This is a genomic window from Streptomyces sp. NPDC087440 (genome assembly GCF_044744005.1).
GTDB lineage: Bacteria > Actinomycetota > Actinomycetes > Streptomycetales > Streptomycetaceae > Streptomyces.
Window position 1 is genome coordinate 216,616 of the sequence record NZ_JBIUXN010000013.1, and the last position, 16,028, is coordinate 232,643.

Below are 16,028 nucleotides of genomic sequence, written 5' to 3' on the forward strand. Positions count from 1 at the left end.
GCGCCCCCGGGCGCCCCGCGGGCCCCCCGCGGGTTTTTCCGGCGCCCCCCCCCCGCCCCCCCCCCCGCGGGGGGGGGGGGGGGGGGGGGGGCCGCGCCCCCCCCCCCCCACCACCGTGTGTGTACGCGATCTCAGATCGCCTGCGCGGTCGGCATGACGGTGATTTCGGTGAGGTTGACGTGGCGCGGGACGGCGGCCATGAAGGCGACGGTCTCCGCGATGTCGGCGGACTGGAGGCAGTCGATGTCGTGGATGAGGTCCGCCATCAGCTTCGAGGCGTCGGGGTCGGTGACGTGGTCGGGGAGTTCGGTGTCGACCATGCCGGGTTCGATGGTGGCCACGCGGACCATCTTGGGGCCGAGTTCGACGCGCAGCAGGCGGGTGAGGTGGCTGATGTACGCCTTGGTGCCGGAGTAGACGGAGAACTTCTCCAGGATGCGGGTGGCCGCGATGGACGAGGTGTTGATCAGGTCGGCGGGCCTGCCCCGGGCGGCGGAGTCCGTCAGGTGGGGGAGGAAGGCGGCGACGACGTTCATCAGGCCGCCGATGTTGAGGTCGATCTGACGCTGCCAGTCCTCGACCTTCAACTCCTCGATTCCGGAGATCAGTTGCACGCCCGCGTTGTTGAACACGAGGTCGGCGTGGCCGAAGCGGGCGGCGACCTCGTCGGCGGCGTTCTGCACGGCGGCGCGGTCGGTGACGTCGACGGCCAGGGCGAGCGCGGTGCCGCCAACGGCCTCGATGTCCTTGGCCAGGCTGTCGAGGCGCTCCTTGCGCCGGGCCAGCACGACCACGGTGGCACCGAGTTCGGCGAGCCGACGGGCGGTGGCGGCGCCCATGCCGCTGGACGCGCCGGAGACGACGGCGACGCGGCCGGCCAGGGGGGTGCCGGTGAGCAGGGCAGCAGACATGACGGAACCTCAATCTCTGGTGTGATCGGTGGGGGAGAGGCAGTGCGGCGGGGGGAGCCGGTTGGAGCGGTGAGGATCGCGGTCGGCGGGACGTCAGGCCGCGTCGTCGTGCGCGGTCGCGGCGGACTTCTCGCGCCACGGGGCGAGGTCGGCCTGTACCTGCTGGTACTTCACGTCCAGCCGCTCCAGGGTGTCGCGGCCGACGTAGAGGTGCGTGGGCAGCTTCGCGGCGGACGCGGCCTCGACGATCAGTGCGGCGCCCTTGACCGGGTCGCCGAGCTGGGCGTGGTTGGCCTCGTCGATCCAGTCCAGGGTGACGTGCGCGGGCGTGCCGTCGTACTCGGTCATGCGGTGGGCCGCGACCGACAGCGAGCTGGAGTCGAGGAAGTCGGTGCGGAAGACCCCGGGCTCGACGACCATCGACTGGATGCCGAACGGGGCCAGCTCGACGGAGAGCGCCTCGCTGATGCCGGCGACGGCGAACTTGGACGCGGAGTACAGACTGACCCCCGGCTCACCCTCGAAACCCGAGCGCGAACCCAGGTGCACCAGCTTGCCCGCACCCTGCTTGCGCATGCCGGGCAGGACGGCGCGGGTGACGTTGATCAGGCCGAAGACGTTGAGGTCGAACAGCGACCTGGCCTCCGCGTCCGTGACTTCTTCCAGCGCGCCGAGCAGGCCCCGGCCCGCGTTGTTCACCAGGACGTCGATACCGCCGAACCGCTCCACCGCCGCGTCGACCGCCGCCGGAATGCTGTTGTTGTCGGTGACGTCCAGGGGGACCGCGTACACCCTCGCGGACTTCTTCAGGTCGTCCGGGACGCGCTCCGGATTTCGTACGGCAACCACGACGTCGTTGCCCCGCGCCAGGGCGGCGCGGGCGATTTCCGCGCCGATTCCGCGGGATGCACCGGTGACGAACCACGTAGCCATGAGGGAGACCTCTCTCGTCGCTTTCCCGGATCGGGATGTCTTTCCCGTCCCGGGATTTCCTGTGGACGCTTTCGAGTCTGCTCGGCTGCCGAGATCCGATGAAGGCCGTGCTCTTCCTGGGAGTGCCACACCCAGGAAACCGTCCTCGGGGCCCTACGGGCGCGGTGCGCCGAGGGAGCCCAGCAGCGCCAGCCCGTCGGCGGAAGCGGACCCCGGTTCGGCCAGCAGGACGACGAGCTGTTGCCCCGGGACGCTGCGCACGGCGAGCGTCTCCTGCCGGAACTCCAGCTCCCCCACAGCGGAATGGCGTACCTGAACCACCCCGTTCGGCAAGGTCCGGCCGCCCTCGCGGGACCACAGCCTGCGGAACTCCCCGCTGTGCATGGAGAGTTCACCCACCAGCTCGCGAACGCGCCGGTCGTCGGGGTCATGGGCCGCAGCCTTCTGGAGTTCGGCCACCGCGCACCGCCGGGCCCGCTCCGGGTTCCGGTAGAAGGTGCTCGCCGCAGGGTCGAGGAAGAGCATGCGCAGTACGTTGTCCCGCTGGGCGAAGTCGTCGTGCAGGGCGGCTGCCGGGGCGTTGGCCGCGAGTACGTCCTGGGCGTGCCCGAGGAGCAGGGCCGGTGTCCCGGTCAGGCTGTCGAGCAGCTGCCGCACCTGCGGAGTGACCCGCTCGATCCGCGGCGGTGCCTTCGTACGACGGGCGGCCGGACGGGCGAGCCGGAAGAGTTCCGCCCGGTCCTCGTCGTCGAGGAGCAGGGCGCGGGCGAGGGCCTCCAGGACCCGCGGCGAGGCGCCCGGCTCGCGGCCCTGCTCCAGTCGGCCGTAGTAGTCCGGGCTGACTCCGGCGAGCAGGGCGACCTCCTCGCGCCGTAGTCCGGGCACCCTGCGCCGGGCGGTGCCGGGCAGCCCCGCCGCCTCGGGGGCGAGGCGTTGCCTCCGTACCCGTAGGAACTGCCCCAGACTTCCCTCCGTGCCCGGGAGCGGGGCGTGGTCCATGCCGTCCATGGCGTCAGGCTAGGCGGCGGACGCCGGTAGAGGTTGTGCGAAGGGTGGGTGCGTTGCACCCAGGCTCACGGGTCAGGAGGGACGCCAAAGCCGGTGGTCAGCGGCACAGGTCCGGGACCGGAAGGCGGCCTGCCTCATGTGTGCGACCCACCGGGCGCCGCTGCACGGCGCTTCTCGCCCCGCAGCAACGCCGTCTAGCCTTGTCCGATGAGCACTGGGACGCCCCTGGGCGACTTTCTCCGAGCCCGCCGAGAAGCCCTGAAGCCGCACGACGTCGGTCTCCCGGAACACGGGCGACGCCGGGTCCCGGGACTGCGGCGCGAGGAGGTCGCCCTGCTCGCCGGAGTCAGTTCCGACTACTACGTCCGGCTGGAGCAGGGGCGGGAGAGCAGCCCGTCCCCGCAGGTCCTGGACGCCGTGGCGCAGGCACTGCGACTGAACCCGGAGGCCACCGACCACCTCAACCGGCTCTGCCTCGACCCGTCACAGCGCCCGCACGACCGCAACGGGGCGGGCGTGAGCCAACAGCTGCTCCAGCTGTTGGACGGCTGGGAGCAGTCCCCGGCCTTCGTCCTGGGCCCCGCCCTGGACGTCATGGCCGGGAACTCCCTCGCCACGGCGCTGCACAGCGGGTTCACCCGGTTCGACAACCTCGCCCGCATGGTGTTCATCGACCCGGCGGGACGCGCGTTCTACCAGGAGTGGGAGCGCGCCGCGCACTCCTGCGTGGCGGAACTCCGGGCCGCGTACGGGCACGACCCCGACTCGGCCCGCATCGCCGAGGTCGTGGCGCAACTCACCCGCGACAGCACGGAGTTCGCCGTACTCTGGCGGATGCACGAGGTCAAGAGCAAGTCCCAGGAGGGCAAGCACCTTCGGCACCCCGAGGTCGGTGACCTGCACATCAGGTTCGCGGCCTTCACGGTCAATGGAGCCGCTCACCAACAGCTGGTCGTCTACCAGGCCGAACCGGCCAGTCCGACAGCGGCCGCCTTCGAAGAGCTGGCCACCCTGGCCACCCAGCGGGCGGGCAGGTGAGCCGGGCCGCCGCCGAGTCTCCTCACAGCTTCCCCGGGCTCCCGTACCGGTAGAAGAACGGGCCCAGCTGGCCCGCCAGCGCACGCGTGAGTCCGGAGCCGTCTTCGAGCAGGCGGGCACCGGAGTCGAGGTCGCCGACGAACACGGGGTCGTAACCGGCGTCCCGGATCAGCTGCTCGGTGGCCTCCCGGGCGGCCGGGTCGGCGGCGAAGAGGTTGCTGGGGCGCACGCTCTGCGCCTCGATCCGGTCGTACACGGCGGCGAAGTTCGTCGAGAACGACTTCGCCGTCGGCCCGCCGACGATGGACTTCACCTGGTGGGACAGCGAGGGGAACGCGTCGTCCCGGGGGCCGTAGAGGTTGCAGGCGTCGATGGTCACCTGACCGGCCAGTCCCGCCACGCCTGCCAGCGCCTCGGTGATCGCCGGACCCGGCACCGCGACCACCAGGACGTCCGCCCCCGATGCGTCGCCGCCGTCACGGCCCAGCCCCGTCACCTCGTGCCCGGCCTTCGCCCACAGCTGGGCGAGACCGCCGCCCACGTTTCCGCGTCCGACAACGGTGATCCTCATGGCGACTCCTCCGGTAGGCCTGCTACGGCCGAGACTCGCAGGGCGGTCGCGGCCGCGCATCGGTGACTGTCGCCTAGACGGGCCCGACAGGTGGAACCCGTACAGACGGGCCCGACGGGTGGAGCCCGTACAGACGGGCCCGACAGGTGGAGACCGTACGGTCAGAACCGTCGCCGCAGCCAGCGCAACCGGGCCTCGCGTGCCGTCCGGGAGAGCGCCGCGTCCGGCACCACGGCGTCGAAACCGTGGAATCCGCCCGGCCACACGTGCAGTTCCGCGTCACCGCCCGCCAGCCAGAAGCGGGACGCGTACGCGACGACCTCGTCCCGGAACGTCTCGGCGGAACCCACGTCGAGGAACAACGGCGGCAGGCCCGCCAGGCTCGCGGCACGTGCCGGGGCCGCGTACGGGGACACGTCGGGGCCACCGCGTGCCTCGCCCAGCAGTGCCGTCCAGCCGGTGTCGTTGGAGGTGCGGTCCCAGACGCCGCGGCCCGCCATCTGGAAACCGGAGGGCGTGTCGTTGCGGTCGTCGAGCATCGGGCAGGCCAGGAGCTGTCCGGCGATCCGGGGGCCGCCCCGGTCCCGGGCCAGGAGCGTGGCGGCGGCGGTCAGCCCGCCGCCCGCGCTGGCCCCGGCGACCACGAGGCGGTCGGGGTCGACGCCGAGGTCGGCCGCGTGGTCCGCGACCCACAGGAGCCCCGTGTACACGTCGTCGATCGCGGCCGGGTAGGGGTGCTCGGGGGCGAGGCGGTACTCGACCGAGACGAGGACGGCGGGGAGCTCCCGCACCCAGTCGAGCATCTCCCCGATGAGGTTGCGGTTGTCGCCGAGGATCATGCCGCCGCCGTGGGTGAAGTACACGGCCGGAAGGGGGACGGGGGCGGTGTGCGGGCGCGGGCGACAGATCAGCAGGGAGACATCGGGCGCGCCGGTCGGCCCGGGGATGCGCTGCTCCACCGCTTCGATGGTCCCACCGCGCGTGAGTTCCTCGTCCGAGGGACGTTGGCTCGTGGTGGCCGCGCGTACGGAGGGGATCGCCGACGGCAGGACCGCCGGTGGCAGCACCTGGGCCAACGAGGGCAATGCCGAGGCGAGTTCAGGGTCGAACGGAGGCGGTGTCCAGGGGGCCGCGTGCCGGGGGCCGTGAGGTACGAGGGTCGTCATTGGGACTCCTGTGACTCCTGGGCAAGAGAGGGCGCGCGCACGGAGCACCCGCCTTCGTTGCCACGTCAACAAGCCGAATGGGACTCTGGGAACCGCACCAGGGCACCTCATCTCCCCAGCTCGCGTCGCACCACGGAGACGGCAGAAGGAGTCCCATGGCCAGGCTCACAGGCACCCCCCTCGTTCGCATCGGCAGAACCCGCCTAGACGGTCGGTGTCACCGCGCTCCGGTGAACTCTCTTGTTGGGCAGGTCCGTTGACGCGGGGATCGTCCCGCTCGTCGTCCGAGTGCCGCCGCCCGTTACTGGGCCGGCAGCGCGAGTCGGACGCGGTGCGGCGACTGCTCGACGCCGCCCGGTCCCGGCGCGGAGGCGCGCTGGTGGTGCGGGGCGAGCCGGGCATCGGCAAGACCGCCCTCATCGACCAGGCCCTCACGGCGCACGGCCTGACGGTGCTGCGGGCCGTCGGCGCCGCATTCGAGTCGGAACTCACGTTCGCCGCGCTCCACCAGCTCTGCCGGCCGGTCCTGCGCCGGCAGGATCGGCTGCCCACCCCCCAGCGCAGGGCGCTCGACGCGGCGTTCGGGCGGACGCCCGGCTCGGCACCCGACCGCTTTCACGTGGGCCTGGCGGTACTCAACCTCCTCTCCGAGGCCGCGTCCGAGCAGCCCGTCCTGTGCGTCGTCGACGATGCGCACTGGCTCGACCGGGCCTCGGCGCAGGCCCTGGTCTTCGTCGCCCGCCGCGTTCGGGACGAACCCGTGGCGCTGCTGTTCGCCGAGCGCGAGGAGAGTGATGAGGGTGACGAGAGTGATGAGGGTGGCGGGAGTTTCCACCGCTCGCTGGAGGGGCTCCCGGAGCTGCCGCTCCGGGGACTGGGCGACGACGACGCCCGGCGGCTCCTCGATGCGCAGATCCGCGCGCCGCTCGACCGGGCCGTGCGCGACCGCATCATCGCCGAGGCGCGCGGCAATCCCCTGGCCCTCCTCGAACTCCCGCAGACCGTGGACCTCGCGGGCGGGTTCGCCCTGCCCACCTCCCTGTCCGTCCCCGGGAAGGTTGCGGCGAGCTACCGCACCCGCATCGCCGCACTCCCCTCCGGCGCCCGCGACGTACTCCTGCTCGCGGCGGCCGAGCCGACCGGCAATGCGGCTCTGCTGCACGCGGCGGCGCTTCAACTCGGCCTGCCCGGCGACGCGGTGACGCGTGCGGAGGACTCGGGACTCGTGACCGTCGGCGGGTGGGTCCGGTTCCGCCACCCGCTGGTGCGGTCGGTCGTCTACCAGTCCGCCACCCCCGACGAACGCCGCACGGTGCACCGGGCACTGGCCGTGGCCACGGCGGTCACCGAACCCGACCGCAGAGCCTGGCACTTCTCCCAGGCCGCGCACCAGCCGGACGAGGACGCGGCGGCGGCGCTGGAACAGGTCGCGGACCGGGCGCGGGCTCGCGGCGGAGCCGCCGCCGCGGCGGCCTTCCTGGAGAGGGCCGCGTACCTGACGCCGGACCCCGCCCGCCGGGCCGTGCGCGCCCTCGACTCCGCGTACGCCAAGCGCGACATCGGCGCCGCCGACTGTGCGCTGTCGCTGCTGGCCATGGCGCAGGACGGCCCGCTCGACGACGTTCGCCGGGCCGACGCGGCGACGCTGCACGCGCGGATCAGCTTCGACCGCAGCCGCGACGACGCCTCCGTCTCGGAACTGCTGGCAGCGGCCCGGCTCATGGCGCCGCTCGACACCCGCGCCGCCCGCGAAACCTTCCTCGAAGCCTTCGGTGCGGCCGTGTTCGTCGGCAGGTTCGCCGCCACGGACCGCATGCGCGACATCGCCGTCAGCGCCCGCACCACCGGCCCCACCCCGCCGCGCCCCCTCGACCGACTCCTCGACGGGCTGACCACCCAGGTCACGCACGGCTACGTCGCGGCGGTACCGGAGCTGCGCCGGGCCGTGGACGCCTACCGGCACGGCGCCGGGCGCGACGCGTACGACGTCGGCCAACTGTGGGCGGCATGCGGCCCGACGATGGACCTGTGGGACGACGCGGCCTGGCGGGCCCTGGCCACCCGGCAGCTCGAACTCGTCCGCGGTGCGGGCATGCTCGCCGAACTGCCCGTGGCGCTGAGCTTCCGCGCCCTCGCGCACGTCCACGCCGGTGAGTTCGCCGACGCCGCCGCACTGGTCGCGGAGGCGCACGCGATCGCGGCGGAGGCCGGTACGCCGGACATGCTGCACGTCGACGTCACGGTGGCCGCGTGGCGCGGCGACGAGAAACGCACCCTCGAACTCGCCGACGTCGCCACCCGTGATGCCCGTGCACGGGGCGAGGGGCGGCTCCTGAGCGCCACGGAGTACGCCAGGACCGTCCTGCTCAACGGCCTCGGCCGGTACGACGCGGCCCTCACGACGTGCCGGACGGCGGCCGAACTCGACGAGATCAGCTTCCACGCCTGGATACCGCTGGAGTTCATCGAAGCCGCGACACACGCCGGACGCCCGGAACTGGCCGAACCCGTACTGGAGCGCCTGTCCGAACGTACCGCCGCCGCCGGCTCCGACTGGGCACTGGGAACCGAACTGCGCTCGCGGGCCCTGCTCACCCGGGGACCGGCGACCGAGAAGCTGTACCGGGAGGCGATCGAGTGCTTCGCCCGCAGCGAGGGCGCCCCGCACCTCGCGCGGGCCCGCCTGCTGTACGGCGAGTGGCTGCGCCGGGAAGGCCGCCAGACCGACGCGCGGGCCGAACTCCAGTCGGTGTACGAGCAGTTGACCGCGCTCGGCATGGCAGCGTACGCGAGGCGGGCCGCCCGGGAACTCGCCGCGACCGGTGCCCGCGCACGCAAACGGCCCGGCGGCGCGCCGGGCCGCCTCACCCCGCAGGAGTTCCAGATCGCCCGGCTGGTCGCCACCGGGGCGACGTCCAAGGAGGTGGGTATCCAGCTGTTCCTGAGCCCGCGCACCATCGACGCCCATCTGCGGAACGTCTTCCGCAAGCTGGGCATCACCTCGCGCCGTCAACTGCGCGGCCTGGAACTGACGCACGACCGGATGAGCGACTGACCGCGCCGGACGGCCCCTGCGTGGAGCCGTCCGGCACGGCGCACCCCTGACCCGTACGATCAGCCCTCGCCCAGCAGTTGGAGCTCCCAGGCCAGGCTGGTGCCGAAGCTGCCGCCGTGCTCGAACATGATCTCGCTCATGCCGGGGACGGTCGCCGTCCGCGCCCAGTCGCGCTGCCACTCCGAGATGACGGTCCCGGCGGTCATCGGGACGACGCCCGCCTGGATCATGCGCTGGACGCCGCGTTCGTGCGCCTCGGCCGTCGTCGCACCGGAGGCGTCCGTCACCGCGTACACCCGGTAGCCGTCCGCCAGGGCGTGGATGGCGGGCATGGCGAGACAGATGTCCGTCCACAGCCCGGCGATGAGGAGGTCCTTGCGGCCGGTGACGGCGACGGCGTCCACCACCCGCTGGTCCTCCCAGGCGTTGATTGTGGTGCGGTCGATCGGCTTCTGGCCGGGGAAGACGTTCTGGAGCTGGCGGATGAGGTGCCCGCCGCGGTCCTCGACGACCGTACTCAGGATCGTCGGCACGTCGAACAGCTTGGCCCCCTTGGCCAGCGCGGTGACGCTGTTGACCACGAGGTTGGGGTCCATGTTGTGCAGCCCAGCGAACTGCGCGCCCTGGTGGTCGATCAGCAGGAGGACCGACCTCTCGGGTGCGAGCAGTGCGCCGAGGCCGGTGTGGGTGACGTCGTTGGCTGCCATGTGAGTCTCCGATGCCGCAGGCTCCCCGAGAGGCCGATCGGCCTCGCCGTGCCGACAGGGTCCGACGGCGGCACACGGACGCGCATCGGCGACGGCTGCGTAGACGGGTGACGGCTACGTAGGCACGGGCTGCGATGATCAGGGGCCGTTCTCCCGCTTCCTTCAGGACGGACGGTCGGCCTCGCGGTCCAACTCTGCCCGGAGCGCCACCACTTGCATGTTCAGCGCGAACTCGAAGCGCTCCTCGTAGGTGCCTGCGGCGACGTGTGATGCGGCAGCGCTCAGCGCCGGATACGCGGGGTCGTCGAAGTCGCTCATGCGCTCGGGCGGCGCGGCGGCATGTGCCTGCTGCTCCTGCGCGATGCCGAGGACCAGATAGAAGATGGTCCAGTTCGCCCACGCCGCCGTGCGGTGCGAGAAGCCCGCGTCGAGCAGGGTGTGGATCATCGTGTCGGCGAACCGGTAGGTGTTGGGCTCAGTGGTGGCGAGCCCGGCGAGCAGGCGGGCTGCGTCGCGGCGGGCGAGGATCGCCCCCCGGCACCAGCGCGCCAGGGCCCGGACCCGGTCCTCCCAGGGGAGGGGCAGGGCGGCGACGTCCAGGTCCGCGAGGACGGCGTCCGACATCAGGACGAGCAGGCGGCGCTTGTTGTCGACGTGCCAGCGCACGGAGTTGTGCTGGACCCCCAGCCGGTCCGCGACGGAGCGCATGGTCACCATGTCCAGACCCTGCTGTTCGAGCACTTCCAGCGCCGCGTCGACGACTGCTGCCCGGCTGATGGCCATGGGTGCCCCGTTCCTCGTGATGGCGCGATGCCGTGTCGCCGCGCTGCCTCTTGTCCGGCGGACAATATACGGCGTCGCCTCTTGTCCAGTGGACAAGACCTCGCTATTGTCCAGTGGACAAGAGGGATGGGGTAAGCGAAAAGGAGTCGACAGTGTTCCTGGATCCTGAGTTCCTGCCCGTCTACGAGGTACTGCCCGCGCTCGACGTGTTCGCCGACGTGCCTACGGCCCGCGCGGCTTCGCGTGCGGCCAGCGGCGACGGCCGGTCGGACCGTGCGGTCGACGTCGAGGACCGTGTCATCCCGTCGGACGGGCGGCCGTTGACCCTGCGGCTCTACACCCCGGTCGCCCGGGGCGCGGACCTACTGCCGGTCGCGGTGTGGATGCATGGCGGCGGGTTCGTGCTGGGCGGCCCCAACGCGGAGGACGCCACCTGCCGTCGGCTGGCCGCCGAGCTGGGCATCGCCCTGGTCGCCCCCGACTACCGACTCGCCCCGGAGGCCCCGTACCCCGCCGCCTTCGACGACTGCTGCGCCGCGCTCGACTGGGTGGTGGACCAGGCGCACGCCCGGGGACTCAACCCGGCGCGCCTGGCCCTGGGCGGGCACTCCGCGGGTGCCTGCCTGGCGGCGGCCGTCGCCCTCGCCGCCCGCGACCGAGGAGGCCCGCGCATCGCCTACCTCTACCTGGGCTGCCCCGTCATCGACGACCGCCTGGCGACCGGTTCGGCGCGTGAGGTCACGGACCCCAGGCTCTTCAACCGCCGTGCCGCGGAGGCAGGTTGGGAGATGTATCTGCAAGGGGCCGACCCGAAGGCCGGCTATGCCGTGCCGGCCCGTGCCGAGGACCTGTCGGGTCTGCCGCCCACGTACGTCATGGCCGCCGGGGTCGATCCGGCACGGGACGAGGCCCTGGAGTTCGCGGCCCGGCTGGGCGCGGCGGGGAATGCGGTCGAGGTCCATCTCGTACCCGGAGTTCCGCACATGTTCGACGTGCTGGCCCCCACGGCTCGGGTGACCCGTCGTGCCGTCTCCGCCTGGACGACGGCGCTCGCCGACGGCATCGGCGCAGGACGCGAGCACGCACATGGCTGACCCGGTGGGAGCGAGCACGCACATGGCCGACCCGGTGGGAGGGGAGACGACCGGCACGCTCGGAGCGGACACGACCGGCACAACCCGGGCCGTGCCCGAGCTGTGGGTGAGGGTGCGCCAAGTGCGCTGGGAGGCCACCGGTGTGGTCTCCGTCGAGTTCACGTCACTCGACGGGCGGCCGCTCCCGCCCTGGTGGCCGGGCGCCCACGTCGAACTCGCGCTGCCGACCGGGATCGTACGGCAGTACTCGCTGTGCGGGTCGCCGCAGGACCTGACCTCGTACCGCATCGGGGTGCTGCGCGAGCGGGCGGGCCGGGGCGGTTCGGAGTACGTGCACGCCTTCCTCCGGCCGGGACAGTCCGTACGGCTGCGCGGACCGGTGGACAACTTCGGGTTCCGGCGGGAGGAGGCGTACCTGTTCATCGCGGGCGGCATCGGCATCACCCCCGTCCTGGCGATGGCGCGGCAGGCCGCCGCCTGGGGCCTGCCGTGGCAGCTTCTGTACGGAGGCCGCACCGCCGATTCGATGGCCTTCCTGGACGAGCTGCGTGCCCACCGCGACAACGTACGGCTCTACCCGAGCGACAGCGCCGGCCGTATCCCGCTCGCCCACTGGCTGGAGCGGCCACGGCCCGCAACGGCCGTCTACGCCTGCGGCCCGGAGTCCCTGTTGACCGCGGTCGAGGAGGGGGCCGCGCACTGGGCGCCGGGCTCGGTGCGCCTGGAACGGTTCAGGCCGCGTCCGAAACCTAACCGGCCCGACACCGAACCCGACACCGACGTCGAGGTGGTGTGCGCGCGCTCGCGGCGCACGGTCGTGGTTCCCGCCGGCGACAGCATCCTCAGCGCGCTGGAGGGAGCGGGCCTGCCCGTGACCGGGTCGTGCCGCGAGGGTGTCTGCGGCACCTGCGCGACACGGGTCGTCGACGGCGAACCCGAGCACCGCGACGACATCCTCACCGCCGAGGACCGCGCGACCGGCGACCGCATGTACATCTGCGTCTCCCGGGCGCGCGGGGAGCGCCTCGTACTCGACGTGTAGCAGGGCATCCAGGTGCCCAGAACCGCACACCCGTCACCGGAGGTCCCGCATCAGCATGAGCCGTCACGACGTCACGCGTACCACTGCGCCCGTCCGCACCGCCGCCGACGACTACCGCCCCGTCGACATGGACCGGGTGCGGGAGATCATCGGCCACCCGCCGCCGTTCATCGCGGCCAAGAAGGAAACCCACCTCGGCGCATTCACCACCAGGTTCATCGCGCACAGTACGTTCTTCTGCCTGGCCACGGCCGACGACGCCGGACACCTCGACATCAGCCCCAAGGGCGATCCGCCGGGGGCCGTACGGGTGCTGGACCCGTGGACCCTGGTACTTCCGGACCGGCCCGGCAACAAGCTCGCCGACACCTTCGAGAACCTCACCCGCAACCCCGCGGTGGGGCTGGTGTTCCTCGTTCCCGGGCTCCGGGAGGTCGTGCGTGTGAACGGTGACGCGTTCATCAGCGACGATCCGGAGCTGCTGCACATGCTGAGCGCCGACGGGAAGCCCGCCGTGCTGGCCACCGTCGTGCGCGTGCGGGAGGTGTTCTCGCAGTGCGGAAAGGCGGTGATACGCGCCCGGCTGTGGGAGGGCGACCCGCGTCGGCTGGCCGAAGCGGTCCTGCTGGGCGGCGACTTCTACACGATGCACGTGGCGGAGCACGCCGCCAAGATGGCCGACAGCCTCGGCGACCGGCTCGCGGAACTCCCCGCCATCGCCGAGAGCCAGTACCGGAACCACCTGTACTGACAACCGCCGTACGTGCCCCGAAGGTGGGCGCCTGATGGGAGAAATCCCCGTTCGGACGCCCTTCTTCGCGCTTCTAGAAGAAGCCGAGCTTCTTCGGGGAGTAGCTGACCAGGAGGTTCTTCGTCTGTTGGTGGTACATGGGCCGGTGTCGTGCTGACCAGGCAAAACGGTCTTCCGTCGGTCGTGCTCGGCGGTGATGAGCTGCTGGGACTCGTCGACGAACTGCCCGCCCATCTCCACGGGCTGGTCGACGAACGTGTCGGTCCAGGTACGGCCGCCGACCCGGCCGCGGGCCTCCAGCAGGAGCGGGTTGAGGCCCTTGGCCCTCAGCTCCCGCGCGGCTATCGCGCCCGCGAAGCCGAGGCCCACGACGATGGCGTCGTCGTGGCCGCGGGTTTCGGCGCCATGAACGGTGGTGCGGCCGAAGGCGCCGGGGACCGAACCGATCGCGGCGGCAGCGGTGAGCCCGCCCACCGTGAGCAGTCGCCGACGGGAGAGACCGTCGATGCGACGTATGCCGGACTGGTTGTCTTCACTCACTGGGTTGTCCTCACGTTTCCTGTGATCGCTCGTACCTATCAAAGGGCGACGTGAGGAATCGGCGGCTGCCAGTACGGCCGTGACCGCAGGGTGCCGATCCGTCGTTCGAGACGTGACGGAGCGAGGCCTTGCGGCTCGGAATCCGGCGGATGCAGCCGCGTTCGCGAGGCAGGGTGATCTGAGAGTGATGCCAACTCAGTGCGGATCGAGGCCAGATGAGCGTCCTGGATCCACCACGGTGGCAGGACCGCGTCTCCGCGTGTGCGGTCGCGTCGGCCTGTGCCCGGTGCAACTTACCGTGAACTCGCGCAATTCCCCCGTGCACCTGCTGTGTGGAGGCAGGTTCTTCAACGCGTGCCGAGACCGGCACAGTGTCCTTCACGCGGTGCGGCCCCCACGCGTCGTCGCGACTGCGGGGGCCTTCTCGTGCGGGCGATGACGGTTACTGACCTTCCCTCTCGTCAGTCGCGCCAGGCACCGGCCGCCGCGGCCTCCTTCACGAACAGGGCGAAGGACCGGGGCGGCCGACCGAGCGCGGCCTGCACCCCGTCGGACAGATGGCTGTCCATGTCCCGCCGGATCGGGCCGACCGAGTCCGCGTAGTCCTCGGCGTCTGCCGTGGGCCAGCCCTCGGCGACCAGCTCGGCCACGAAGTCCTCGTGCGACAGGGACACATAGCGAACCGAGCGACCGGTGGCATCGGAGATGAGGTCCACCACCTCGCCGATGGTGAGCGCGCTCGGCCCCGACAACTCGTAAGTTTTACCGACGTGGTTGTCCTCGATGAGAGCGGCGACCGCGACTGCGGCGATGTCCTCGGCGTCCACGAAGCTCGCAGCACCGTCGCCCGCGGGCAGGCGCAGCTCCCCGCCGAGCACCGAGTCGCGGAAGAAACCCTCGCTGAAGTTCTGTGCGAACCACGCCGGCCGTACGACGGTCCACTCCAGACCGCTGTTGCGCACGGCGTCCTCGCCGTCGATGTGGGTCCTGCCCGCGATGCTGTCCGCCTTGGCGTATCCAGGGACGTCGGAGCCGCGGCCCGACAGGAGCACGATGCGCTCGACCCCCAACTCCTTCGCGCGCTGCACGAACGGCCGCGTCAGCTGCTCGCCGTCCTGCGGGACGATGAAGACCTTCTTCACGCCGTCCAGAGCGGCATCCCACGTGCTCCGGTCCGTCCAGTCGAAACGGGGGTCGCCAGAGCGCGATCCCACGCGCACCGCGACACCCTTTGTGCCAAGTTGGGCCACGGCACGTCCGCCGACCTTGCCCGTACCACCAGTGATCAAAATCGGGTGCTCAGTCATGGGACAACCACATCTTTCGGCGGGCGGCGAAGCCATGGCTGAGACGCCCAGGTTGATGTTCGAGCCTCTACATTGGAGGGGTGGACACCTTGGCGAAACTGCTGGACGGGGTACGGGCACGCGGTGCCGTGTTCACCCGGACGGTCATCAGCCCACAATGGTCCCTGCGCTTCGCGAGCGGCGCCCACCTGACCCTGGTCGCCGCGTTGGACGGAAGGGTCTGGATCACACCCGCCGACGGCGAGCCGATGGAACTCCGCTCAGGTGACATCGCCGTTCTGCGGGGCCCCGCCCCCTACACCGTCGCCGAGGACCCCGCCTCGCCGCCCGGCCGCGTCATCACCAGCGCGGACTACTGTGCACGCACCGCGCGAGCGGTCGCGGTCGGCGAACACGCCCTCGACCCGCGTACGTGCGGTGTCGACGCGACCGGTTCGTCCCTGCTGGTCAGCGGTGCCTATGAGGGGCGGACCAGCATCAGTGACCGTCTCCTGGACGCCCTGCCGGACGTCCTCGTCGTACCGGAAGCCGACAGCGACCGTACGCTTCTCGCCCTCGTCGCGGAGGAGGTGCGCCGTGACAAACCGGGCCAGCAGGCCGTCCTGGACCGACTGCTCGACCTGATGCTGGTCTCCACGCTGCGCGCCTGGTTCGACCGCCCCAAGAACCATGCACCCGTGTGGTACCGGCCCACGGACGACTCCGTCGTCGCGAGCGCACTCCGGCTGATGCACGACGACCCGGCGCACCCGTGGACCGTGGCGAACCTCGCAGCCAAGGTGGGTGTCTCCAGGTCGGGCCTGGCCCGCAGCTTCGTCCGCCACGTCGGTGAGCCACCCATGACGTACCTGGCCACGTGGCGCGTTGCCCTGGCCGCCGACCTGCTCCGCGACACCGACGACACGGTGAGCTCCATCGCCCACGAGGTGGGGTACTCCAACACCTTCACCCTCAGCGTCGCCTTCAAGCGATGCCGCGGAATCTCCCCCACGCAACACCGGGCGGCAGTTCTGCACAGCCGTGGGCTGAGCGCCTGAGCCGGAGGGCGTGCGAGGGCCCCGGCGGGCGTGCGCGCCGGGGCCCTCGGGTGGTGCGGGTGTCAGTCCGGAATCGGGTGGGGTG

Annotated in this window: 14 protein-coding genes and 1 pseudogene; 6 read left to right on the forward strand and 9 right to left on the reverse strand. The window is 71.7% G+C overall.

Annotation, left to right across the window (positions count from 1 at the left end; all coding sequences use genetic code 11):
- Positions 1-131: 131 nt before the first annotated feature.
- The 3 genes from ACIO3O_RS25130 to ACIO3O_RS25140 all read right to left on the reverse strand — a co-directional run bounded on the left by ACIO3O_RS25130 (position 132) and on the right by ACIO3O_RS25140 (position 2,852).
- The gene (locus tag ACIO3O_RS25130) at positions 132-911 is read right to left on the reverse strand and encodes an SDR family oxidoreductase (RefSeq protein ID WP_401749442.1); all 780 of its coding nucleotides are present in this window, start codon (positions 909-911) and stop codon (positions 132-134) included.
- A gap of 93 nt (positions 912-1,004) precedes the next feature.
- Positions 1,005-1,844, reverse strand: a complete 840-nt coding sequence (locus ACIO3O_RS25135; protein ID WP_401749444.1) for an SDR family oxidoreductase — start codon at positions 1,842-1,844, stop codon at positions 1,005-1,007.
- A 153-nt stretch (positions 1,845-1,997) separates the two neighbouring features.
- Positions 1,998-2,852 carry a helix-turn-helix domain-containing protein gene (locus ACIO3O_RS25140; RefSeq protein WP_401749445.1) on the reverse strand — a complete coding sequence of 285 codons (855 nt, stop codon included), beginning with the start codon at positions 2,850-2,852 and terminating at the stop codon, positions 1,998-2,000.
- Between the two features lie 207 nt (positions 2,853-3,059).
- Between ACIO3O_RS25140 and ACIO3O_RS25145 the strand changes: the two genes are divergently transcribed.
- Positions 3,060-3,890: a helix-turn-helix transcriptional regulator gene (locus tag ACIO3O_RS25145; RefSeq protein ID WP_401749447.1), complete on the forward strand. Its 831-nt coding sequence runs from the start codon at positions 3,060-3,062 to the stop codon at positions 3,888-3,890.
- 22 nt (positions 3,891-3,912) lie between these two features.
- Here the strand turns inward: ACIO3O_RS25145 and ACIO3O_RS25150 are convergent, their stop codons facing one another.
- A complete protein-coding gene (locus ACIO3O_RS25150; RefSeq protein WP_401749449.1) occupies positions 3,913-4,461 on the reverse strand; it encodes a dinucleotide-binding protein in 549 nt (182 codons plus the stop codon).
- A gap of 161 nt (positions 4,462-4,622) precedes the next feature.
- Positions 4,623-5,627, reverse strand: a complete 1,005-nt coding sequence (locus ACIO3O_RS25155) for an alpha/beta hydrolase (protein ID WP_401749451.1) — start codon at positions 5,625-5,627, stop codon at positions 4,623-4,625.
- Positions 5,628-5,883: 256 nt separating this feature from the next.
- Between ACIO3O_RS25155 and ACIO3O_RS25160 the strand changes: the two genes are divergently transcribed.
- Positions 5,884-8,682 (forward strand): AAA family ATPase, encoded by a 2,799-nt coding sequence (locus ACIO3O_RS25160; protein ID WP_401749453.1) that lies wholly within the window; start codon positions 5,884-5,886, stop codon positions 8,680-8,682.
- 59 nt (positions 8,683-8,741) lie between these two features.
- Here ACIO3O_RS25160 and ACIO3O_RS25165 read toward each other — a convergent pair whose 3' ends face one another.
- Together ACIO3O_RS25165 and ACIO3O_RS25170 are read right to left on the reverse strand one after the other, a co-directional pair.
- The gene (locus ACIO3O_RS25165; RefSeq protein ID WP_401749454.1) at positions 8,742-9,389 is read right to left on the reverse strand and encodes a hydrolase; all 648 of its coding nucleotides are present in this window, start codon (positions 9,387-9,389) and stop codon (positions 8,742-8,744) included.
- A 162-nt stretch (positions 9,390-9,551) separates the two neighbouring features.
- Positions 9,552-10,172: a TetR/AcrR family transcriptional regulator C-terminal domain-containing protein gene (locus ACIO3O_RS25170; RefSeq protein WP_401749457.1), complete on the reverse strand. Its 621-nt coding sequence runs from the start codon at positions 10,170-10,172 to the stop codon at positions 9,552-9,554.
- A gap of 152 nt (positions 10,173-10,324) precedes the next feature.
- Here ACIO3O_RS25170 and ACIO3O_RS25175 point away from each other — a divergent pair, with 152 nt between their 5' ends.
- Genes ACIO3O_RS25175 through ACIO3O_RS25185 form a run of 3 tightly spaced genes read left to right on the forward strand, consistent with a single transcriptional unit; the run spans position 10,325 to position 13,059 of the window.
- Positions 10,325-11,266, forward strand: coding sequence for an alpha/beta hydrolase (locus ACIO3O_RS25175; RefSeq protein ID WP_401749459.1), 942 nt, complete (start codon positions 10,325-10,327; stop codon positions 11,264-11,266).
- A complete protein-coding gene (locus ACIO3O_RS25180) occupies positions 11,259-12,308 on the forward strand; it encodes a PDR/VanB family oxidoreductase (protein ID WP_401749461.1) in 1,050 nt (349 codons plus the stop codon). Before ACIO3O_RS25175 ends, ACIO3O_RS25180 begins: the two co-directional genes overlap by 8 nt.
- Positions 12,309-12,363: 55 nt before the next feature.
- Positions 12,364-13,059 carry an MSMEG_1061 family FMN-dependent PPOX-type flavoprotein gene (locus tag ACIO3O_RS25185; RefSeq protein WP_401749463.1) on the forward strand — a complete coding sequence of 232 codons (696 nt, stop codon included), beginning with the start codon at positions 12,364-12,366 and terminating at the stop codon, positions 13,057-13,059.
- Positions 13,060-13,314: 255 nt separating this feature from the next.
- Here the strand turns inward: ACIO3O_RS25185 and ACIO3O_RS25190 are convergent.
- Positions 13,315-13,599: pseudogene (locus tag ACIO3O_RS25190) on the reverse strand (FAD-dependent oxidoreductase); the annotation flags it as partial.
- 461 nt (positions 13,600-14,060) lie between these two features.
- Complete coding sequence (locus ACIO3O_RS25195; RefSeq protein ID WP_401749465.1) at positions 14,061-14,942, reverse strand: NAD(P)H-binding protein; 882 nt, start codon at positions 14,940-14,942, stop codon at positions 14,061-14,063.
- Between the two features lie 44 nt (positions 14,943-14,986).
- Between ACIO3O_RS25195 and ACIO3O_RS25200 the strand changes: the two genes are divergently transcribed.
- Entirely contained in the window at positions 14,987-15,943 is a 957-nt protein-coding gene (locus ACIO3O_RS25200) for an AraC family transcriptional regulator (RefSeq protein ID WP_401749468.1), read from the forward strand.
- The last annotated feature ends 85 nt before the right edge of the window (positions 15,944-16,028 follow it).